The organism is Ilumatobacter nonamiensis YM16-303, assembly GCF_000350145.1.
Lineage (GTDB): Bacteria > Actinomycetota > Acidimicrobiia > Acidimicrobiales > Ilumatobacteraceae > Ilumatobacter_A > Ilumatobacter_A nonamiensis.
This window is the reverse complement of sequence record NZ_BAOL01000059.1, coordinates 1-21,341: the sequence shown is the minus strand read 5'-3', so window position 1 is coordinate 21,341 and position 21,341 is coordinate 1. Positions and strand designations below refer to the sequence as shown.

18 protein-coding genes and 1 tRNA gene are annotated in these 21,341 nt (G+C 67.0%); 14 read left to right on the top strand and 5 right to left on the bottom strand.

The window, feature by feature from the left end; translation table 11 throughout:
* The 13 genes from dnaN to ON45_RS07070 all read left to right on the top strand — a co-directional run.
* On the top strand, positions 1-882 hold an 882-nt coding region (gene dnaN, locus ON45_RS07130; protein ID WP_040492951.1), incomplete at its 5' end, for a DNA polymerase III subunit beta.
* A 231-nt stretch (positions 883-1,113) separates the two neighbouring features.
* Entirely contained in the window at positions 1,114-2,211 is a 1,098-nt protein-coding gene (recF, locus tag ON45_RS07125; RefSeq protein ID WP_040492950.1) for a DNA replication/repair protein RecF, read from the top strand.
* Between the two features lie 23 nt (positions 2,212-2,234).
* Positions 2,235-2,537, top strand: a complete 303-nt coding sequence (locus ON45_RS07120; protein ID WP_158412260.1) for a DciA family protein — start codon at positions 2,235-2,237, stop codon at positions 2,535-2,537.
* Between the two features lie 85 nt (positions 2,538-2,622).
* The gene (locus ON45_RS07115) at positions 2,623-3,324 is read left to right on the top strand and encodes an RDD family protein (protein WP_051062648.1); all 702 of its coding nucleotides are present in this window, start codon (positions 2,623-2,625) and stop codon (positions 3,322-3,324) included.
* 120 nt (positions 3,325-3,444) lie between these two features.
* Positions 3,445-4,197, top strand: coding sequence for an ABC transporter ATP-binding protein (locus ON45_RS07110; protein WP_040492949.1), 753 nt, complete (start codon positions 3,445-3,447; stop codon positions 4,195-4,197).
* Positions 4,198-4,228: 31 nt separating this feature from the next.
* Complete coding sequence (locus ON45_RS07105; protein WP_148288564.1) at positions 4,229-6,739, top strand: ABC transporter permease; 2,511 nt, start codon at positions 4,229-4,231, stop codon at positions 6,737-6,739.
* A gap of 293 nt (positions 6,740-7,032) precedes the next feature.
* Entirely contained in the window at positions 7,033-9,045 is a 2,013-nt protein-coding gene (locus ON45_RS07100) for a DNA gyrase/topoisomerase IV subunit B (protein ID WP_051062651.1), read from the top strand.
* Between the two features lie 17 nt (positions 9,046-9,062).
* Positions 9,063-11,540 (top strand): DNA gyrase subunit A, encoded by a 2,478-nt coding sequence (gyrA, locus tag ON45_RS07095; RefSeq protein ID WP_040492946.1) that lies wholly within the window; start codon positions 9,063-9,065, stop codon positions 11,538-11,540.
* Between the two features lie 105 nt (positions 11,541-11,645).
* Positions 11,646-11,984, top strand: coding sequence for a pilus assembly protein TadG-related protein (locus ON45_RS07090; protein ID WP_040492945.1), 339 nt, complete (start codon positions 11,646-11,648; stop codon positions 11,982-11,984).
* 78 nt (positions 11,985-12,062) lie between these two features.
* Positions 12,063-13,337: a DUF3566 domain-containing protein gene (locus ON45_RS07085; RefSeq protein ID WP_040492944.1), complete on the top strand. Its 1,275-nt coding sequence runs from the start codon at positions 12,063-12,065 to the stop codon at positions 13,335-13,337.
* 15 nt (positions 13,338-13,352) lie between these two features.
* Positions 13,353-13,429: transfer RNA gene (locus ON45_RS07080), tRNA-Ile, on the top strand.
* A 192-nt stretch (positions 13,430-13,621) separates the two neighbouring features.
* Positions 13,622-14,575, top strand: coding sequence for a saccharopine dehydrogenase family protein (locus ON45_RS07075; protein WP_040492943.1), 954 nt, complete (start codon positions 13,622-13,624; stop codon positions 14,573-14,575).
* Positions 14,568-15,473: an alpha/beta fold hydrolase gene (locus ON45_RS07070; protein ID WP_040492942.1), complete on the top strand. Its 906-nt coding sequence runs from the start codon at positions 14,568-14,570 to the stop codon at positions 15,471-15,473. The genes ON45_RS07075 and ON45_RS07070 overlap by 8 nt, the downstream gene beginning before the upstream one ends.
* Here ON45_RS07070 and ON45_RS07065 read toward each other — a convergent pair.
* Genes ON45_RS07065 through ON45_RS07045 form a run of 5 tightly spaced genes read right to left on the bottom strand, consistent with a single transcriptional unit; the run spans position 15,386 to position 20,496 of the window.
* Positions 15,386-15,946 carry a DUF1003 domain-containing protein gene (locus tag ON45_RS07065; protein ID WP_083914543.1) on the bottom strand — a complete coding sequence of 187 codons (561 nt, stop codon included), beginning with the start codon at positions 15,944-15,946 and terminating at the stop codon, positions 15,386-15,388. The genes ON45_RS07070 and ON45_RS07065 overlap by 88 nt on opposite strands.
* Positions 15,943-17,214, bottom strand: a complete 1,272-nt coding sequence (locus ON45_RS07060) for a magnesium transporter MgtE N-terminal domain-containing protein (RefSeq protein WP_040492941.1) — start codon at positions 17,212-17,214, stop codon at positions 15,943-15,945. The genes ON45_RS07065 and ON45_RS07060 overlap by 4 nt, the downstream gene beginning before the upstream one ends.
* Before the next feature lie 43 nt (positions 17,215-17,257).
* A complete protein-coding gene (locus ON45_RS23005; RefSeq protein WP_040492940.1) occupies positions 17,258-17,575 on the bottom strand; it encodes an AzlD domain-containing protein in 318 nt (105 codons plus the stop codon).
* Positions 17,572-18,333 carry an AzlC family ABC transporter permease gene (locus ON45_RS07050; RefSeq protein ID WP_051062647.1) on the bottom strand — a complete coding sequence of 254 codons (762 nt, stop codon included), beginning with the start codon at positions 18,331-18,333 and terminating at the stop codon, positions 17,572-17,574. The genes ON45_RS23005 and ON45_RS07050 overlap by 4 nt, the downstream gene beginning before the upstream one ends.
* 30 nt (positions 18,334-18,363) lie before the next feature.
* Entirely contained in the window at positions 18,364-20,496 is a 2,133-nt protein-coding gene (locus ON45_RS07045) for a molybdopterin-containing oxidoreductase family protein (RefSeq protein WP_040492939.1), read from the bottom strand.
* A gap of 105 nt (positions 20,497-20,601) precedes the next feature.
* Between ON45_RS07045 and ON45_RS07040 the strand changes: the two genes are divergently transcribed.
* Positions 20,602-21,288 carry a histidine phosphatase family protein gene (locus ON45_RS07040; protein ID WP_051062646.1) on the top strand — a complete coding sequence of 229 codons (687 nt, stop codon included), beginning with the start codon at positions 20,602-20,604 and terminating at the stop codon, positions 21,286-21,288.
* Positions 21,289-21,341 lie beyond the last annotated feature (53 nt).

Genomic DNA, 21,341 nt, shown 5'->3' with positions numbered 1-21,341 from the left:
GGTGACATCGTGAAGGCCCTGCCGGCGGGCGCGGTCGAGATCGACTTCGATTCGACGTCCGACAGCGGCGAGATGTCGATCAGTGCGGGCCGCTCGCAATTCTCGGTGCGTCCGCTCGCGCTCGACGACTACCCGGCCCAGACCACGCCATCGGGCGAAGCGGTCACCCTGTCCGCCGAGACCGTGGTCGAAGCACTCCGCCAAGTCGTGCGCGCTGCCTCGACCGACGATGCGCGTGCCGTGCTGACCGGTGTCCTGCTCGCGTCCGAGGACGACGGAGTGCGAATGGTGGCGACCGACTCCTATCGCCTCGCGGTACGTGATCTCCCCGATTCCTCCGTGCTCGGATCCGGCCAGAAGGTGCTGATCCCGGGACGGGCGCTCAATGAACTCGGCCGACTCATGGGCGATGTCGAGGAGTTGACCGTTCGTTTCGGCGAACGCGAGGCCACGTTCGAAGCCGGATCGACGCGACTGAGCACGCGGTTGATCGAGGGCGAGTTCCCGAACTATCGCAACCTGCTGCCGTCGAGCTATCCGAACCTGCTGACGGTCAGCAAGGCCGCGATGACCGAAGCCATCCGGCGCGTGAAGATCCTCGCCCAGGACTCGACCCCGGTGCGACTGACGCTCGGCGGCGACACGATCCAGTTGACCGCGATCACCCAGGACGTCGGCAACGCGGCCGAGGAGATCGACGCCAGCTACGACGGCGCCGAGATGACCGTGGCGTTCAACCCGGACTACCTGGCCGCCGGCATCGACGCCATCGACGCGGACGACGTCACGCTGGCGACCATGGACCCGATGAAGCCGGCCGTTCTCCGCGGCGCCGGACAGGACGACTACCTGTACCTGCTCATGCCGGTGCGGGTGCCGTAACGGTTCGGCTCGCGGCGAGTCCCTCGCCGAGACCAGCATCCGCGTTCCTCGCGCATCCGAGGTGTTTTTTTTGGGTTCAGCACGTTCGGTACAACAGGAGGAATCGTGGCCAACTCGGGCTCCGAACCAGTACGGACCCGTTCCTGCCCCCGTGGCTTGACACGCAGCATCTCTTCGTCACCCGGGCCTGGACCGCGACGGGGGTGACATTCGAGTCCTAGGGTTCTGTTCTTGATCGTTTCGCGGCTCGAGCTCATCGACTTCCGGAACTACTCCGAGGCGTCGTTCGATCTGACCGAGGGGACGACCGTCGTGCTCGGCGACAACGGGCAGGGCAAGACGAACCTCGCCGAGGCGTTGGCGTACCTGGCGACGCTGACGAGTTTCCGTGGTGCGCCGGGTGATGCTCTGGTGCGCGTCGGCACCGACCAGGGGATCATCCGTGCGACCGTGCGTCATGACGACGGACGCGAGTCGTTGATCGAGGCCGAGCTCCGTGCGGTCGGTCGGAACCGGGTCCAGGTCAACCGTCAGAAGCTGCAACGGGTGCGGGATCTGCTGGGCACGGTGCGGGTCACCGTGTTCTCGCCGGACGATCTGATCATCGTGAAGGGCGGGCCGGGGGAGCGGCGCCGGTTCATGGACGACACGCTCGTCACGCTCGCGACCAAGTACGACGCGATCCGCCTCGAGATGGACCGGATCGTCAAGCAGCGCAACACACTCCTCAAGCAGGCGCAGAAGGCCGGGCACCGGGAGCTGCCGACCGACATCGAGGTGACCCTCGACGTGTGGGACGCCAAGTTCTCCGAGATCGCCGACCAGTTCGGGTACGCGCGGGCCACGTTGGTCTCGAGGATCGCGCCGATGGTCCAAGAGGCATATGAGCATCTGGCCGGAGTGGCGTCACCGATCGAGTTGCGGTACGAGCCGGAGTGGCGGCGGACCGGGCTGAAGGCGGCGTTGACGGCGGCGCGCGGCGACGATGTGCGGCGCGGGGTCTCGACGGTCGGGCCGCATCGCGACGAGCTGGACGTGACGATCAACGGGCTGCCGGGTCGCACGCACGCGTCGCAGGGCGAGCAACGGACGCTTGCGCTCGCGCTCCGACTGGCCGGACATCGACTGGCGACCGAGCGGATCGGTTCGGCACCCGTGCTCGTCCTCGACGACGTGCTGTCGGAACTCGACGACGGTCGGGCCCGTGCGCTGCTCGGGCATCTGCCCGACGGTCAGGTGGTGATCACCACGGCCAGCGAACTTCCGCCCGCCGCACGAGCAGACCGGATCATTCGCATCGCCGCCGGCACCATCGTCCCCGGTGACTGATGGCGAGTCGGTACCGTGCGGGTATGGCCGATCCCGTTCCGATTGCACAGTCGCTGGACGCGATGATGAAGTCGTTGCGTGGGACGGATCGGATCCAGGTCGGTGGTGTGTTCGGAAAGTGGGACGTCGCCGTCGGCGATCAGATCGCGGCCCATGTCCGGCCCGTCAAACTCGACCAGGGGATGTTGCTCGTCGAGGCGGACACGTCGACGTGGGCCACCCAGGTGAAGTTCCTCGCCGACACGATCATCGATCGGTTGCGCGCCGAAGCGGGAGTCGCCGTGGACCATCTCGAAGTGCGCGTGGCGTCGAACCGTCGACGCTGAAGTCGTCGATCCGCACGGTCCGAACCACTACGTTGTCGAACGTGATCCGGAACCGCTCGGATCCGCACGTCGAGCAGGAGTTGAGATGACGAACACAGGTGGCACCCCGGCCGGTTGGTACTACGCACCCGGCGACCCCGAGGGGACGCACCGGTACTGGGACGGCGCGCAGTGGATCGGCGACCCACAGCCGGTCGCCCCGCAACAGCCCCAGCAATCGGTACCGCCGGCTTCGTTCGACACCCCCGCCGGGCAGCAGCCGGCCGGTGGTTTCGCGGCACCGGACTACTCGGCGCCCGGGGTCCCTGCAGGAGGAGTCCCCGGTTACCAGGGCGGCAGTGCTGCTCCGGGAAGCGCCGGGACACCTGCTGAGTGGGGAACGCGAGCGATCGCGTTCATCATCGACTGGGCGATCGGTCTCGGGATCGGCGTGGCAGGTCTGCTGCTCGCCACGATCGGGGGAGCGATCGCCGACGCGCTGTTCGTGGTGCTCATCGCGCTCACCTACGTGGCCGTGATCGCCTACTGGATCTGGAACGGGTGCTTCCGTCAGGGTTCGACCGGGCAGACGATCGGCAAGGAGAAGCAGGGCATCAAGTTGGTCAAGGACGAGACCGGCCAGCCCGTCGGGGCCGGAATGGCCTTCGTGAGGTACCTGCTGGCCAGTGCGATCAGCGGTGTCACCTGCGGGATCTACGGACTGCTCGACTACCTGTGGCCGTTGTGGGACGACGACAACAAGCGGCTCACCGACAAGATGGTGACGATGAGCGTCGTCATCGCCTGAGCCCGTCGTATCGCCCGAGCCCCTCGTGGGAACGGGATGTGACAGTCGAAGCGTCGGAACGGCTACGGTCGGGCCCGATCGAGCCGGGGCTCCGCGTCGGCGTTGCGCGGAAGGACCCCGATGACCGACCTGGCCTCAGCACCAGCCACGAGCGCGGCAGCACGTGCTGTCGATGCCGTCAAGACGTATGGCGAGGGCGATGCCGCGGTGCATGCGCTGGCGGGCGTCACCGTCGAGTTCCCGACGAACCGGTTCACGGCGATCATGGGTCCGTCGGGATCGGGGAAGAGCACGCTGATGCAGTGCGTCGCGGGCCTCGACCGGTTGTCGTCGGGTCTCGCCTACATCGGTGACACCGAACTCGGGGGGTTGAACAAGACCCAGCTCACGTTGTTGCGCCGGGATCGGCTGGGGTTCATCTTCCAGCAGTACAACCTGATCCCGACACTCACCGCACAGGAGAACATCCTGCTGCCGTTGACGCTCGCCGGTGAGGACCCGGATCGCCAGTGGTTCGACACGATCGTCAGCACGGTCCGGCTCACCGACCGGCTCGGAAACCTGCCGAGCCAGTTGTCGGGCGGTCAGCAACAGCGCGTCGCCGTCGCCCGGGCACTCGTGCCCCGCCCTGACATCATCTTCGCCGACGAGCCGACCGGCGCGCTCGACAGCCAGACAGGGATCGAGATCCTGAGTTTCATGCGCCGCGCGGTCGACGAGGCCGGGCAGACGATCGTCATGGTCACCCACGACCCGCACGCAGCGTCGTACGCCGACAACGTGTTGTTCCTCGCGGACGGTCAGATCATCGATTCGATGCCCGACCCGACGACCGATCGGGTGCTCGACCGGATGAAGCAGTTCGAGGCCTGACGTGTTCAAGCTCGCCCTTCGTGGCGTCAGGATGAACGTCGGCCGGTATGTCGCCACGCTCGTGGCGATCATCACCGGCGTCGCGTTCTTCACCGCCGCGGGATTTCTGTCCGACCGCGTGATCGACGCGCTCGAGGGTCAGACGCGCGCCCAGTACGAGGCGGTCGATGCCGCGATCACCGTCGACGACGATCCGGACGCACCGGGCGCCGACTTCGCGGCGGATCTGCGGATCAGTGCCGACGTTGCGGACCAGATCGCCGCACTTCCGGAAGTCGATGCCGTGGGAGGCGACCTCACCGGCAGCGTCGCGTTCCTCGGAGACGATGGCACCGCATTCGCCGACGGAGCCACCGGACGGGCCTGGATCGTCGACGACGACCTCAACCCGATCGACGTCGACGAAGGATCTCCTCCGCAGGACGCCGGCCAGATCGCGGTGGATCGCGGTACCGCGGACGGCGAGGACCTCGCGATCGGCGATTCGGTCACGCTGCTCGCGCTGAGTGGCCAGCACGACGTGACGATCGTCGGGATCACCTCGTTCGGCGACAACGATGCCGAGGACCAGGGCGGGACCGTCTCGCTGTTCGAGACCGACGCCTTCGACTGGCTCAACGGCGGAAGCGCCGAGTTCGAGGATCTGTTCATCCGTGGAAACACCGACGAATCGGCGATCGTCGAGGCCGTCGAACCGTTGGTCCCGAGTGGATTCGTCGTCCAGCCCGGCTCCGAGTTCGTCGACGACCAGGTCGAGCAGTCGAGTGGATTCGGCAAGTTCCTCAAGGTCGGCCTGCAGGTGTTCGCCGGGATCGCGCTGCTCGTCGGCGGCTTCGTGATCCTCAACACGTTCACCGTGATCGTGGCGCAGCGCCTCCGCGAGCTCGCCGTGCTCGCCGCGATCGGCGCGACCCCTCGCCAGATCAAGCGCTCGTTGCGGTACGAGGGCCTGGCGATCGGGGTCATCGGCTCCGCGCTCGGTGTGCTGACCGGCCTCGGGCTCGCGTTCGGCCTCATGGCTCTGCTGTCGGCATTCGACGTGGGCCTGCCGGGCAGTGGAATCAGCGTGAGTCCGAGCGTCGTCGTCCAAGGCATGATCGCCGGCACGCTGATCACGTTCCTGTCGGTGATGCGCCCCGCCCGCAAGGCGGCCAAGACCGAACCGATCGAGGCGTTGCGCGTCTCCGCGGTCGAGACCGCGACGCTCACCCGCAAGCGCATCATCTGGACGGCGATCCTCATCGGGTTCGGCGCGTACAACCTGTTCTTCGGCGCCTCACCTGCGGGAATCGGGGTGGGGGCGTTCGTCTTCTTCATCGGCGTGATCGTCGCCGGTCCGATCATCGCGCTCGCCGGAAGCCGGGTGTTCCGCCCGATCGCCGGCCGGAGGGGTCTCGAGGGGCGTCTCGCCGCCGACAACGTCGGTCGCAACCCTCAACGAACCGCCACGACCGCGAACGCGCTGCTCATCGGCGTCTTCCTCGTCACCTTCGTCTCCGTCGCGGGGGCGAGCCTCAAGGACTACGCGGTCAACGAGATCGACGAACTCGCGTCGGCCGACTTCTTCCTCGTCAGCGCGGGTGGCACGATCGACGACGAGCTCGTCACCGAGCTGAACGGTGTCGACGGGGTGGAACGGGTCGTCACGTTCCGCAGCGAGACGGTGGCGATCGACGATGGGGCCGGAGACCAGAGCGACGGCACCGTCTCGGCGCCGGCGGCGTTGTCGACGGGAGACTTCACGCAGATCCAGGAGGTCGCGAACCTCGACATCAAGCAGGGATCTCTGGATGCGCTCGGATCGGACACCGTGATCGTGATCGACCAAGGTGAGGAGGCCACACCGAGTGTCGGATCGACGGTCACCTACGCACAGAACGACGGCAGCACCTTCGACCTCGAGGTCGTCGGTGTCATGGACGGTTCGCTGGACGCGACGTTGCTGGGCGGGCTGGTCTCGACCGAGACGTTCGCCGGCATCTTCGGCGAGGGTGACCCGAACGAGGCGTTCATCGACGCCGTCGACGGCGAACAGACCGATGTCGAGGAACGGATCGAGGAGGTCACCGACCTGCGACCTGATCTCGCGCTCCAACGAGGGAGCGAACTGGCCGAACTCATCGGAGGCATCTTCGACTTCCTGATCAACGCGATCAACGGGCTGCTGTTGATGAGTGTGGTCGTCGCGTTGATCGGCATCGTCAACACGATGTCGTTGTCGATCATCGAACGCCGCCGTGAACTCGGGTTGCTGCGGGTGGTGGGCATGCTCGACCGCCGGGTCCGGCGGATGGTGCGGATCGAGTCGATCCTCATCTCGACGCTCGGCACCGTGACCGGCGTCGTGATGGGCGTGGTGACGGGCTTCGCGCTCGTGTACGGCATCAACCGCCTGTCCGACGCCGGGATCGACATCAACTTCGCCTGGGTGACCCTCGCGGTGATCCTGGTGCTGGGCGTCCTGCTCGGGTATCTCGCGGCACTCATTCCGGCGAATCGCTCGACGAAGACCGAGCTGCTCGAGGCCATCCAGGTCACCTGACCGGCACCTTCGGCAGGGCTCGCCACGAAATGATGGGCCGCCGATCACATGATCACGAACACGGCCGGGTGTCCCCCGTTCCGAGGTACCCCGCTGGTAGGCTGGAAGCCAATGACGACGTGGGTTTTCGCCCTGGCTTGACCGTTCCAGTCGCAGGTCCCATCACCGTCGATCGTGCCGCCAGGCACCGTGTTCTGAACCATCCCTGCCGCCTCGACGCGAGGCGCCGACGCAAGTAGGTACGAGTGTCCACAGACACCACAACGGCAACGGTGAGCGATGACGACATCACCCTGCCCACTCCCCGCCCGACCGCAGACGAGTCCACGCCGGCGGCCCCGCGCCGCAAGCCCAACGGCGACGCCGCCAAGACCACGGCGAACTACGACGCCGCGGCGATCACCGTGCTCGAGGGACTCGATCCGGTTCGCAAACGCCCCGGCATGTACATCGGATCCACGGGTCTCGCCGGGCTGCACCACCTGATCTGGGAAGTCGTCGACAACTCGGTCGACGAGGCGATGGCGGGTCACTGCGATAAGATCGTCGTCACCCTCACCGCCGACGGCGGCTGTGCGGTCATCGACAACGGGCGCGGCATCCCGATCGACCCGTTCAAGTCCGGCGAACACAAGGGCAAGTCCGCGGCCGAGGTCGTGCTCACCGTGCTCCACGCCGGCGGCAAGTTCGGCGGTGACGGCTACAAGGTCTCGGGTGGTCTCCACGGCGTCGGCGTCTCCGTCGTCAACGCGTTGTCGCAGAAGCTCCTCATCCAGGTCGACCGCAACGGCACGCGCTACGAGCAGACCTACGCCGATGGCGGGGCGCCGCAGGGCAAGATGAAGTCCGTCGGCGAGACGCCGAAGCGCGGGCGCACCTCGGGCACCACGATCACGTTCTGGCCCGATCCCACGATCTTCCAGGCCGAAGGCGTCGAGTTCGTGGCCCGCACCGTGCTCGAGCGGCTCCAGACGATGGCGTTCCTGAACAAGGGGCTGATCATCGAGTTCCGCGACGAGCGTCCCGAGCGCGAGCAGGAAGTCACCTACCAGTACAAGGGCGGTCTGATCGACTTCGTCAAGCACCTCAACGCCACGAAGGACCCGCTGTTCAGCAAGGTCTGTCAGTTCGAGGACGAGGACGACGACGGCCAGATGCTCGACGTCGCGATGCAGTGGAACACCGGCTACCACGAGGGCATCCACGGCTACGCGAACGGCATCTCCACGATCGAAGGCGGCATGCACGTCGAGGGCTTCCGCTCGGCGCTCACCAACACGATCAACAAGTACGCGCGCGAGAAGAACCTGCTCAAGGAGAAGGATCCGAACCTCACCGGCGACGACGTGCGCGAAGGTCTCACCGCGATCGTGTCGGTGAAGCTGCGCGAGCCGCAGTTCGAGGGCCAGACCAAGGCCAAGCTCGGCAACGTGCCGATGCGTTCGTTCGTGCAGAAGGCGACCAACGAGCGCCTCGCCGAGTGGCTCCAGGAGAACCCGACCGAGGCGAACAAGCTGGTCAAGAAGGGTGTCGCCGCCGCGCAGGCGCGTGCCGCCGCCAAGAACGCGCGCAACGCGATCCGCCGCAAGACCGCGCTGTCCGGGGCCGGGATGCCCGACAAGTTGAAGGACTGCCAGTCGAAGAACGCCGACGAGTCCGAGCTGTTCATCGTCGAGGGCGACTCGGCCGGCGGCACCGCGGTCGATGCCCGGAGCCCGTACAGCCAGGCGATCCTGCCGATCCGCGGCAAGATCCTCAACGTCGAGCGCGCACGCGTCGACAAGATGCTGAAGAACAACGAGATCCAGGCGTTGATCACCGCCATCGGCGCGGGTGTGGGCGACGAGTTCGAGGTCGAGAAGGCCCGCTACCACAAGGTGATCTGCCTCGCTGACGCCGACGTCGACGGCAGCCACATCCGCACGCTGCTGCTCACGTTCTTCTTCCGCCAGATGCGCGAGATGGTCGAGGCCGGCTACTGCTACATCGCCCAGCCGCCGCTCTACTCCACCGAGGTCGGCAAGGAGAAGGTGTACCTCAAGGACGATGTCGCGAAGGCCGCCTTCCTGGCCGAGCGACCGAACCACAAGAAGAACTTCGCCCGTTTGAAGGGTCTCGGCGAGATGGATTGGGAGGAGCTGCGGGCCACCACCATGGACCCGGCCACCCGCACGCTGCTCCAGGTCAACGTCGACGAGGCCGCCCGCGCCGACGAGATCATGTCCACGCTGATGGGAGATGACGTGGCCACGCGCCGCGAGTTCATCACCACCAACGCCCGTGACGTCCAGAACCTCGACTTCTGAGTTGAAAGCACGAACGAATGACTGACACCACCGATACGCCCCCCGCATCCGGCGACGACGGCACTCCTGACGATCCGATCCAACCGATTCCGCTCTCCGACGAGATGGAGAGCAGTTTCCTCGAGTACGCGATGTCGGTGATCATGTCGCGCGCGTTGCCCGATGTGCGTGACGGCCTCAAGCCGGTCCACCGCCGGATCATCTGGGACATGGAAGAGCAGGGCTTCCGGCCCGATCGTGCCCACGTCAAGTGCGCACGCGTCTCGGGTGACACGATGGCGCGCTTCCATCCGCACGGCGACTCGGCGATCTACGCCGCGTTGGTTCGCATGGCCCAGCCGTTCTCGCTGCGTCACCCGCTGATCGATTTCCACGGCAACTACGGCAGCCCCGACTTCGGACCGGCGGCTTCGCGCTACACCGAGTGTCGTCTGGATCCGTTGGCGATGCAGTTGCTCGCCGACATCGACGAAGACACCGTCGACATGATCCCGAACTACGACGGGACCACCGAGGAACCGCTCGTTCTCCCCGCACGATTCCCGAACCTGCTGGTCAACGGCAGTCAGGGCATCGCGGTCGGCATGGCGACCAACATCCCGCCGCACAACCTCGGTGAGGTCATCGACGCCGTCGTCCACCTGATCGACAACCCCGAGGCGCCCGTCGAGGCGCTGATGGAGTTCGTGAAGGGTCCGGACTTCCCGACTGGCGCGTACATCCTCGGCCGCTCCGGGATCATCGACGCCTACCAGACCGGTCGGGGCTCCGTGAAGACCCGCGCCAAGGCGAGCATCGAGGAGACCAAGAACGGTCGCTTCGAGATCGTCGTCACCGAACTGCCGTACCAGACGAGCTGTTCGTCGATCGCAGCTCGCATCGACGAGCTCGTCACGGCCGGAGACCTCGAGGGCATCTCCGACGTCAACGACGACTCCTCCGGCGGCAAGACCAACCTGATCATCTCGCTGAAGCGGGACGCCAACGCCAACGTCATCCTGAACAAGCTGTTCAAGATGACGCAGCTGCAGTCGTCGTTCTCGATCAACATGGTCGCCCTCGTCGACGGTGTGCCGCGCCAGATCAACCTGCGCGACGCGCTGGTGGCCTACATCCGCCACCAGGTCGAGGTCATCACCCGCCGCACCGAGTTCCGTCTCGCGAAGGCCGAGCGCCGCGAGCACATCCTCGAAGGACGCATCAAGGCGCTCAACGTGATCGACGAGATCATCGCCTTGATCCGTGCCAGCGACGACGTCGCCACCGCCCGCGAGGGTCTCATGGCCGAGCCGTTCGAGTTCTCCGAGGTCCAGGCGAACGACATCCTCGACATGCAGCTGCGTCAGCTGACCCGTCTGTCGCGCATCGATCTCGAAACCGAGCTCGAGGACATCCGAGCGAGCATCGAGGACCTGCAGGACATCCTTGCTCGACCGGAGCGCCTGAACAGCGTCATCAAGGACGAGATCACGGCGATCCGCGAAGAGTTCGCCACGCCTCGCAAGTGCGAGATCACCTACGACGACGGCGAGATGTCGATCGAGGATCTGGTCGACGACAAGGAACTGGTCATCGTCATGACCCAGGCGCAGTACGTGAAGGCCGTGCCGGCCGGATCGTTCAAGACGCAGGGTCGAGGCGGTCGCGGGGTCGCGGGCGGCAAGTTGAAGACCGACGACATCGTGCGCCACGTGCTGTTCACCACGGCGCACGCGCACCTGCTGTTCTTCTCCAACAAGGGCAAGGTCTATCGCCTGCGTGCGCTCGACATCCCCGAGCGTGAGCGGACCGCCAAGGGCATGCCGATGATCAACCTGCTCCCGTTGCAGCCCGACGAGACGATCCAGGCGATCATCGACACCCGCGAGTTCGCCGGCGACCGCTACCTGTTCTTCGCGACCCGGCTCGGCACGGTGAAGAAGACCACGTTCACCGAGTACGACAAGAGCCGCCGTGATGGCTTGATCGCGATCAACCTGAAGGATGGTGACGAACTCGTCAAGGTCATCGAGACCGGTGGCGACGACGACATCTTCATGGTCTCCAAGCGCGGTATGACCATCCGGTTCAACGAGAACGACGTCCGGTCGATGGGCCGCACCGCAGCCGGCGTGCGCGGCATGAAGCTCAAGAACGGCGACGATGCCGTTGTCTCGGTCGACGTGGCGCGTGACGACACGGCGATCCTCACCGTCACCGAAGCCGGCTACGGCAAACGGACCCAGCTCGACCGGTTCAACGTCCAGGGCCGCGGTGGCCAGGGCGTGAAGGGCATGAAGCTCACCGGCAAGAAGGGCGAGGTCGTCGCCGCGTTCATGGTCGGACTCGACGATGAAATCGTTGCGGTGTCGAACAACGGCATCACCATCCGAATGGGTGTTCGTGAGATCTCGTCGCAGGGCCGTGACGCGACCGGTGTCCGGATCATGAACATGGACGACGGCGACGTCGTCGGATCCGTCGCCCCGATCCTCGCCACCGACGACGACGCCTGACGTGTCGGCCGGGTCCGACCCCGGCCGACACCCACTCATCGATCCATGTGATCCCCTCGACGCCTGAAGCGTCTCGTGCCCACGCGCTGTCGAAGGAGTCCAAAAATGGAGAACATCACGCGGCCATCGGACCCTGCCGCTCCCTCGAGTTCGGACCGGGGGCAGGCGGCGGTTCTCGTCGTGTCGGTCGTCGCGGTGCTGCTCGTCGTGTTCGTGCTGGCGATCGCCACGATGGGACGCACGTCGATCGATCGGACGCGAGCGCAGACCGCCGCCGACGCGGCGGCCCTCGCGTCGCTCGACGGGGGCGCTGGTTCGGCGGCCGATCTCGCCGCCCGCCACGGTGCCGAAGTGGTCTCCTGGTCGCAGCACGGTGACGAGGTGCTGGTGGTCGTACGAATCGGAGATGTACGTGCGACGGCGCGTGCTTCGGATGCTCCGTGATCACTCCAGGGCGCGGTCTCATGAGCCGTCTGAGCGTGTGACCCCGCGCACGGTGCCCGAACGCGTACACTGCGTCGGGTGAGCAAGACCGAGCGTGCCCTCACCTCATCGGAGTCCGCCGACGCGCTCGACGAACTCTTCGACGACGACTCCTTCGACGCGGCATTCGCTGACGCGCTCGATGACGCCGACCAGGAGTTCGGGATCGCCGATCCCGAATCGGGCGCCGTCGACGAAGCCACCGAGACCACGTCGGCTGACGCTGTCGAGGCGGCCGACGCAGCCATCATCGAGGACGAGGCCGAGGTCGAGTCGGACGCCACGCTGACCGAAGAGGTCGGCGACGAGCCGCACGCGACGCTGACCGAGGAGATCGACGCCACCGACACCGAGGTCGATCACCAGGTCGAGACCGCCGAGGAGCCCACCACGATCGCCGCGGACATCGACTCCGAACCCGTCAGCGGGACCGCGGTCGATCAGGACCTCGCTGAGCAGACCGCCGACGACGGCGACACCATCGACGACCCGCACGACGACGATGGCCCGACCGCCGAGCTCGCAGCTCCCCGGGGCGCACCGGTCGACGATGCGCCGACGCCGGTCAATGAACCGGCGGTCGCGCGCGACCAGCCGGTCGGCGACCCGGATCCCGAGGTCGAGACCGACACGGACGACGAGGTGTCCGATCGCATCCTCGAGGAACTGCGCCGGGCCGAGATCGACGGTCCCGTCGTCGCGTTCGCCCCACAGGACGACACCACCGCAGCTCGGCGCCGTCCGAAGCAGGCCGCCGACTACGACCCGGCTCCCGTGCCGATCCCGGCCAAGGTGCCCCGCGTACTCGGTCGCAAAGCGCGTGTCCGCAAGGTCACACGTGTCGTGCGCAGCGTCGATCCGTGGAGCGTCTTCAAGATCGCGCTGATCGCCAACTTCGTGATGTACGTGATCGTGCTCACGGCGTCGGTCCTGTTGTGGAACGTCGCCTACGCGACCGGCACGGTCGACAACATCGAGCGCTTCTTCGAGTCGTTCGGATGGAACACCTTCGAGTTCAACGGCGGCGAGCTGTACCACGCCGGCTGGATCGCCGGCCTGTTCGTGGTGATCGGTCTCACCGGGCTCGCGGTGCTCGGTGCCACCCTGTTCAACCTCATCACCGACCTCGTCGGCGGGATGCGATTCACCGTGTTGGAAGAGGAAGTCGTCGAGACACGGACGTCGCCGATGCGGCGTTTCGTCGTCCGTCGGTCCGAGCCGGAAGTGCCGGCCGTCATCCGGGACGGTTCCGGGGCCATGTACCGCGAAGCCGTGGTCGATGACACCGGTGCGAACGAACGGCCGACCCGATAGCGTCTCGGACCTGTCGGGGCTATAGCTCAGTCGGTTAGAGCGCATCGCTGATAACGATGAGGTCCCTGGTTCGATTCCAGGTAGCCCCACCACCCGACCCTGTCGAGAACTCCTCGACACGCCGCAGGTGATGTTCACCCTCGTGCAGTTCGTCTCGTGAAACTTCTCCGCAGAGTTCTGGCCGCGATGACCGCGACGATTCTCGCCGCCGCAGCGATCCGCCTGAACGGTGGGGATCCCACGCCGCCCCAACACGGCGGGTGGCAGCCGCTGGAGCTCCCCGAGTGAGCACGTCACGGGTGGCGGTGTTCGGAAACGGTGTCGTCGGACGCCGGCTGGTCAAACACATCACGGCGCAGCAGGCGCGCACCGTGGTCCAGGTCGACTCCCGTCGGGATGACATCGCATCGACCCCGTTCCTCGAGGATGTCCGCGTGGCCGTTCTGGCGCAGCCGGGACCGCACCACCGTGACACCGTGGCCCTGCTCGATCGCGGGATCGGTGTGATCTCGATCGGCGACGAGGTCCGCGATGTCGCCGCGATCATGGGCGAATCCGATCGGGCCCTTCGCGGTGGCGTTCCCCTCATCGCGGGAGCGGGAATGTCGCCGGGCCTGCTCGGCTCGATCGCGCGGCACCTCGCGTCGCAGATCGAGACCGTCGACGAGATCCACGTGGCGATCCACGGAACCGCCGGACCAGCCTGCGCGCGTCAACACCACCGGGCCCTGGCGGGGAAGGCGCACGCCTACCACGAGGGGACCTTCGTCACGTTCCGGGCCGGAACCGGGCGCGAACTCGCATGGTTCCCCGAGCCCGTCGGCGCGTACGACTGCTACCGCGCAGAAGTCCCGGCGCCGACCGTGCTGCACCGGACATTTCCCGAGGCCTCCCGCATCACCGCACGGATGTCCGCGAACCGTCGCGACCGGCTGACGTCGCGCCTGCCGATGTTGACGCCACCTCACGGCGAGGGTGGTGTCGGCGCGCTGCGCGTCGAGGTCCGCGGTGCGGACGAGACGGGCTCTCGGGTGACGCTGATCGCCGGGATCGCCGAGATGGTCGGTACGTCGACGGCGGCCACCGTCATGGGTTTCCTCGAAGCGATCCTGGCCGGGACGGTGCCGGTCGGATTGACCCTGCCCGGCGACGACCGACTCGACAACGTGAGTCTGCTGCGCACGATCCAACGGTTCGGCGTACGACTCCAGGAGTTCACAGGAGTTCCCAGTGCCTGATCCATCGACCGCTCGAACCGACGCACCTCCACCGTGGCTGCCTGCCGGGGAAGTCGTGCACGTCCCCGGGCGCGGTGAATTCTTCGTCCGTCGCCACGTGCACCCGGACTCCGCCGCGCCGACCGTGCTGCTGCTGCACGGCTGGACGGCATCGGCCGACCTCCAGTTCATCGCCGCGTATCGCGCACTCGATGAGCACTATTCGTTCATCGCGATCGATCACCGTGGTCACGGTCGTGGCTTCCGGTCGACCGCCGAGTTCGACTTGGCCGATGTCGCTGACGACGCTGCGGCCGTCACCCGCCACCTCGGTGTGAAGTCGGTGATCGCGGTCGGCTACTCGATGGGCGGACCGATCGCGCTCCATCTGACTCGCCGCCACCCGCAACTGGTGGGCGGAATCGTCGTGCAGGCCACCGCACTCGAATGGAGTGCGACGCTGCGTGAACGGCTCACCTGGCGCCTGCTCCCCTTCCTGGGCGTGGCGCTGCGCTCGTGGACCCAGCCGCGGTTGTTGCGGCGCGCGGTCGACAATCTCATCGCGGACGGCTCCCCGTACGCGGCGTATCGCGAGTGGATGACCGCCGAGATGATGCGCAACGAACCGCGCGTCATGGTGCAGGCAGGCAAGGCGTTGAGTCGATACGACGCGCGTGAATGGGCCTCATCGCTCGGCGTGCCGGCGGCGATGTTGTTGTCGACCGAGGACCGGCTGGTTCGACCACGCAAGCAGCGCGAACTCGCGAGAGCGTTGAACGCCCACGTCATCGAGGTTCCGATGGACCACCTCGGTGCGCTCGACCTGCCCGATCAGTTCGCGTCGGCCACCGTGGAGTTGGTGTCGTCGGTGGTGGCCGCGCTCGACCCGGCTTCGGCCGCGGTGAACGACTCGAACTGACGACCGAGCGACTCCACCACGTCGGTGAGTCGCTCGATCCGCTCGTCGAAACTCTCCCCGGTCACCATGTCCGAGAGCGAGACGCGCACGCTCGCGATCTCGCGGGCGAGGAACTCGGTATCGGACTGCGTTCGTTCCGCGACCTCGCGGTCGATGTCGGCAACGACGCGGTCGCGGCGCTCCTGGCGACTCTGAGCGAGCAGGATCAGCGGTGCGGCGTAGGCCGCCTGGATCGACAGCACCAGCGTGAGGAGCGTGAACCCGCGCGACCACGGGTCGAAGATCAGCGAGTCGGGAGCCAGTGTGTTGTGGATGATCCAGATCGAGATGAAGGCGGTCTGGTACACGAGGAACCGAGCGGTTCCGATGAAGCTGGCGATCGACTCGGCGAACGACCCGAATGCGTCGGTGTCGACCGACACGCCGAGACGCATCGACGAACGCGGTGACGTGAGGTCCTGCTGCCGTTTCATCGCGGCACCGGGCTGGCCTTGGGAGCAGCGTCGGGCGAACGGCGCTGTCGCTTTCGCCAGTCGGTTCCGAGCATGCGGTCGATCACGTCGTCGACCGTGACCGCGCCGAGCAGTCGTCCGGCGTCGTCGCACACCGGGATCGCGAGCAGGTCGTAGCTCGCGAGTTCGACGGCCACGTCGCGATCGCTGATCCCGGGTGACACGACCGGGACGTCGTCGATCAGTTGGCGCAGTTCCATCGCCGGCGGCTCGCGCAACAGGCGCTGCATGTGGACGACACCCAGGAACTTGCCGGTCGGCGTCTTGAACGGTGGCTGGCACACGAAGATCTGGGTCGCGATGCTGACGACCCAATCGGGGTCCCGGACCTGGGCCAGCGCCTCGGCGACCGTCGCCGTTGCGCCGAGCAGAATCACCTCCGGTGTCATCAGACCACCAGCGGTTCCTTCCTCGTACGACAGCAGGCGACGCACGACTTCTTCGTCCTCGTCGTCCATCGCGTCGAGCATCAGTTCCTGCTGAACGGCCGTCATCTGGCCCAACAGGTCGGCGACGTCGTCGTACTCCATCTCGTCGAAGATGCCTTCGAGCCGTTCGCGGTCGAGTCCTTCGACGATCCGGACCTGTTCCTCCTCGGTCAGCTCCTCCAACACGTCGGCGAGGCGATGATCGTCGAGGGCGTCGGCGAGCTGTCGACGCTGCTGGTCGGGGAGCGCGCGGATGACCGCGGCCACGTCGGTCGGGTGGAAGTCGCGCAGTCGCGCCGCTTCGGCTTCCATGGCGGTCGGGCTGTCGAAGAGGCCAGGCACCTCGCGGACATCGGCGAGGCGGTAGCTCGATCGACGACCGAGGCTTCCCTTGGTCGCCAGGCGGACCTTCTCGATCTCCCACCAGTTCGAGCGCCCGTCGCCGGCCTCCACCATGCCGATGTCGCTGACGGTTTCGTCGCCGATCCGACGATCGATCAGTTCATCACCGATCAACACCTCGCCGGGCCGCGGCTTGAACGGGTTGAGATCGACGTCCCAACTCTTGAGTCGGACGCCGTCGCCGGTGAGGTCGCCGACCCGGTTCGCGTTCACGAAGATCCGGCGATGCTGGCTGCTGGCGACGAAGCCCACCAGTCGAGGTGGACTCGCGGGTTTCCCGTGGCGGGCTGGCCGTCCGGGGACCGCCACGAGGTCCTCGATCCGCCCGATCGCGGAACCCCCGGCATCGAGCAATGGAAGCCTCATGACCCGAAACGCGTAGATCAGTTCGGCGGCCATGGGGCCGAGGATACCGGTGTGCCCAGGTGGCCTCGGGGAGCCGTCAGGTGATGGCGCTGCAGATCCAGAGCGTGGCCATGCCCGCCACGAACGTCCACGTCAGGTTCTTCCACCACGCCGCCACCCCGCCGGCGACGACCAGCGCAGCGACCTCGGCGAACTCCACGCCGCCGAGGCCCGAACTTCCGACGGCGAGGTTGATCGTGAGCGCGGCGAGGACTGCGGGACCGACGTTCTGCAGCGCCCGTTCGACCGACGCGGGGAGCGAACGACCAGCGAGCAGCAGGATCAAGCTGCTGCGTGCGAAGTAGGTGCCGATGGCACCACAGAAGAGCGCGGCGAGGGCGGCGGAGGTGCTCACGTCACCGCCTCGTCGGACGAAGGATCTGCGGCTGGATCCGCGGGCGGTGCCGACCGGCGGTCGATGATCCACTCCGCCACCGCTCCCGCACCGACACCGGCGAGCGCACCGACCACGATGCCGAGTCGGTCCTGCAGGTCGACCGTGGCGAGCGAGACGAAGCCACCGACGATGGCCGCGACCGCTGCGGGGACCCGCTTGATCGCGAAGAGGGTGAGCCCCGCGAACATGATCGGCGGCGCGTAGTCGAGCCTCCACGAGTCGGGAACGATCGGGCCGACGAGCATGCCGAGGGGGACCACTGCGTTCCACACGGCGTAGAACGCGAGCGCGGTCGTCAGGAAGTAGCGGCGGAACTCGGCGGGGGACCGGTGCGTCTGGAGCGATGCGAGCGCGAAGACCTGATCGACCATGAAGAACGGACCGAACCAGCGCATCCACCGCGGCTGGGACCGGAAGGTCGGGGCGAGCGCAGCGCTGTACATCAGGTGGCGGGTGTTGATGACCAGCACCGCGGTGATGACGGCCCAGAGAGTGGCGGTGCCGGCGAGCGTGATCATCGCGAGCTGCGCAGCGCCGGCGAACACCAGCGGTGCGGTCAACCAGGCGATCCACTGCGGCATCGCCGACTCGGTCGCCGCGAGACCCACCACGAACCCGAACGGAATCGCCGGGATCGCGAGCGGAACCACGTCCGCGAGGGCTTGCCGATCGATCCGACCCTGCGGGCCCGTCTCGAGTTCCGACGTCGTGGTCACGAGGTGACGCTAACGACGGATCAACGGGGGTCAGACCCCGGTCGACACCGGAGCGGGTGTGATGGCTACCAGGGTGTCGGAGAACGCGACGCCGCCACCCCACTCGGTGAGGGTGTCGTTGGTGATCGAATTCGCGACGTGTCCGTCACGGTGGTCGTCGCCCCACCAGCCGAAGGGGATCGCCACGACTCCGGGACGCAACCGTTCCGACACGCGGACGACGACCTCGACAGTTGCACGATCGTTCGCCACGCACGCGAGATCACCGTCTGCGACACCGATGTCGGCGGCGTCCGCCGGGCAGACCTCGACGAAGGGCCCACCCTCGGCGGGACCGTGCTTCGGAAGCTGCGCGTACCCCGAGTTGAGGAATCGCGTGTGGTGCTTGGGCGTGAGGAGCTGGAACGGCAACCGCTGCCGGATGTCGCCGGCCGCACCGACGCCCTCGCTCGGCGCCACGAACGTGGGGACACGGGGTTGGCCGATCGACTCCAGACCCGCCGAGGCGAACTCGACCCTCCCCGACGCCGTGGAGAACGGCGTTGCACCGGCCGGGTCTCCGTACGGACGGCCGTCCTCGGGGTACGGCGCACGCAGCCAACGCTCGCGGCGGAGTTCGGCGAGGTCGATCGTCGGGAGTGCGGCGCGCATCAGCACTTCGTCGTCGTCGAACAGCGACGGTTCGTCGAGATCCATCGCGGTCGAAAGGCGGCGGAACAACTCGGTGTTGGAACACGCCTCACCCATCGGTTCGATCGCCGCCTCGTTGTAGCTGACCCAGAGGTGTCCCCACGGGAACACCACGTCGTCGGCCTCGATCTGCGTCGTCGCCGGCAGCACGATGTCGGCGTACCGCGCCGTATCGGTGAGGAACTGCTCGTGGACGACGGTGAACAGGTCATCGCGTTCCAGACCACGCCGGATCAGTTCGGCGTTGGGCGTCGTGACGAGCGGATTGCAGTTCCACACGACCATGGCGTGGATCGGGGGCTCGAGGTCGGTGAGGACCTCGCCGAGCCGACTCATGTTGACGCTGCGCGGGAGATGGCCGTCGTCGGTCGGCATCAGATCGGGTCGCGTGAGTGCGGCGAGATCGATCTGGCTCTCGGTCCAGTGGCCGACGCTCCTCGACAGCCCGCCGCCTCGGTCGCGCCACGCTCCGGTCAACGCCGGAAGGCAGGCGAGTGTGCGGAAGAACATCGCGCCGTTCTCGTGGTGCTCGGCACCGATCAGCGTGCGGATCGCCGTGGGACGGGTCGTCGCGATGTCGCGCGCCAGCGACTCGATCACGTCCGCGTCGACACCGCACACCTCGGCGGCGCGAGCCGGTGTCCAGTCGGCGACCGCGACGCGCAACTCGTCGAAGCCGACGGTGTGCTGGGCGATCCACTCGTCGTCGGCCAGTCCCTCGCGGATGATGACGTGCATCATCGCCAGCATCATCGCGATGTCCGTGCCCGGCAGCGGTTGGACGAAACGGTCGCCGCGGGCCGCGTCGACCGCTTCGGCCGTGAGTGTGCGGATCGGGTCGATCACGACGATGCGGGCGCCGTTCGAGCGGGCCTCCTCGATCGTCGGCCAGAGATGGCGGTTCGTGAGGCGGGTGTTGGTCCCCCACAGCACGATCAGCCGGGAGTGGACCATCTCGGTCGCTTCGAGGCTCGCGCCCGAGCCGTTGGTGACCGACAGGCCCGCCCCCACGGTCACCCCGCAGATCGCGCGGATGAGACGGGTGGCCCCGAGGTGATGGAAGAAGCGCGAGCCCGAGCCGAACATCGACAGCAGGCTCTGGTTCCCGGCGTCCGAGTAGGGGAGGAGCGCTTCGCCGCCGTGGGTGTCGATCACGTCGTGCAGTCGCGTTGCGATCTCGTCGAGCGCGTCGTCCCACGAGATCTGCTCGTACTCGTTCGATCCCTTCGGGCCGGTGCGGCGCAGCGGATGCAGGATCCGGTCGGCGCTGTGCACCCGGTCGAGGAACCTGTTGACCTTGGGGCACAGCTCGCCCTGGGAGAACGGGTGGTCGGGATTGCCACGCAGCTTGACGGCGGTCGGCCGGGGGCCGGAGCCGTCGACGGTGACCGTCCAGCCGCACGAGTCGGGACAGTCGTGGTGGCATGCGCCGTGTACGAGGCGCTGCGTGTCCGGACGCTCGTCGATCGACATGGTGTGCAGGCTACGAGGACTGCACTGCCACGGTCTGGCGGATTCCCGCCACAGAGATGTGGGTCGGGATGGGGTCGTCGGCGCGGTGTGTGCGAAGCTCGCCCCATGACGGATGCGAACCCGAAACCGACCCGCCTCGTGCTGATTCGACACGGCGAGTCTGCGTCGAACGCCGGCGGGTGGTTGTCCGGTCAGGAGACGTGTGGCGGCCTGACCGAACACGGTATCGCGCAGGCCGAGGCGCTCCAGAAGCGACTGCTCTCCGATCCCGACCTGCGTCCCGACCGGGTCGTGGTGTCGACGATGCGTCGTGCCGTCCACACCGCCGAGGTCGCGGCGGAACCCACTGGCGTCGAGGTCGAGCAGTTCGCGGATCTGATGGAGCGAACGTCGGGCGAAGCCGAAGGGTTGACCATCGAGCAGTACACCGAACGGTACGGAAAGCCGCCGTGGACCGACTGGACGAACCCATTGTCACCCGGCGGCGAATCGGGCCCGGAGTTCTCCGCACGGGTGCGCGACGCGTTGGATCGCGTGGCGACCGAAGGGGCGGGACGGACCACGTGGGTCGTCTGCCACGGCGGGGTGATCATGGCGACCGCGATCGGTCGGTGGCCGGGGGCGGAACTGAACGGTCTCACGGATCTCGCCACGATTCCGCTCGCCAGCCCGATGAACTCGTCGATCAGCGAGTGGGTGGTCAATCCCGACGGTGGTTGGCGGATGGTCCGCTACAACGACCACTCCCACCTGGTCGGCGTCAGCAACGGCGACGCCCCCGCCCCCATCTGACCCGAAGATCACCCGCCACCCGTCGTTCTCGTGAACAGTTCGCGCACGGAGCG

Coding starts and splice junctions, on each gene's coding strand:
- ON45_RS07120 (WP_158412260.1), top strand. CDS start 2,235: ATGGCCGATCCCGTTCCGATTGCACAGTCGCTGGACGCGATGATGAAG.
- ON45_RS07115 (WP_051062648.1), top strand. CDS start 2,623: ATGACGAACACAGGTGGCACCCCGGCCGGTTGGTACTACGCACCCGGC.
- ON45_RS07110 (WP_040492949.1), top strand. CDS start 3,445: ATGACCGACCTGGCCTCAGCACCAGCCACGAGCGCGGCAGCACGTGCT.
- ON45_RS07105 (WP_148288564.1), top strand. CDS start 4,229: ATGAACGTCGGCCGGTATGTCGCCACGCTCGTGGCGATCATCACCGGC.
- gyrA (WP_040492946.1), top strand. CDS start 9,063: ATGACTGACACCACCGATACGCCCCCCGCATCCGGCGACGACGGCACT.
- ON45_RS07090 (WP_040492945.1), top strand. CDS start 11,646: ATGGAGAACATCACGCGGCCATCGGACCCTGCCGCTCCCTCGAGTTCG.
- ON45_RS07065 (WP_083914543.1), bottom strand. CDS start 15,946: ATGAAACGGCAGCAGGACCTCACGTCACCGCGTTCGTCGATGCGTCTC.
- ON45_RS07060 (WP_040492941.1), bottom strand. CDS start 17,214: ATGGCCGCCGAACTGATCTACGCGTTTCGGGTCATGAGGCTTCCATTG.
- ON45_RS07045 (WP_040492939.1), bottom strand. CDS start 20,496: ATGTCGATCGACGAGCGTCCGGACACGCAGCGCCTCGTACACGGCGCA.
- ON45_RS07040 (WP_051062646.1), top strand. CDS start 20,602: ATGACGGATGCGAACCCGAAACCGACCCGCCTCGTGCTGATTCGACAC.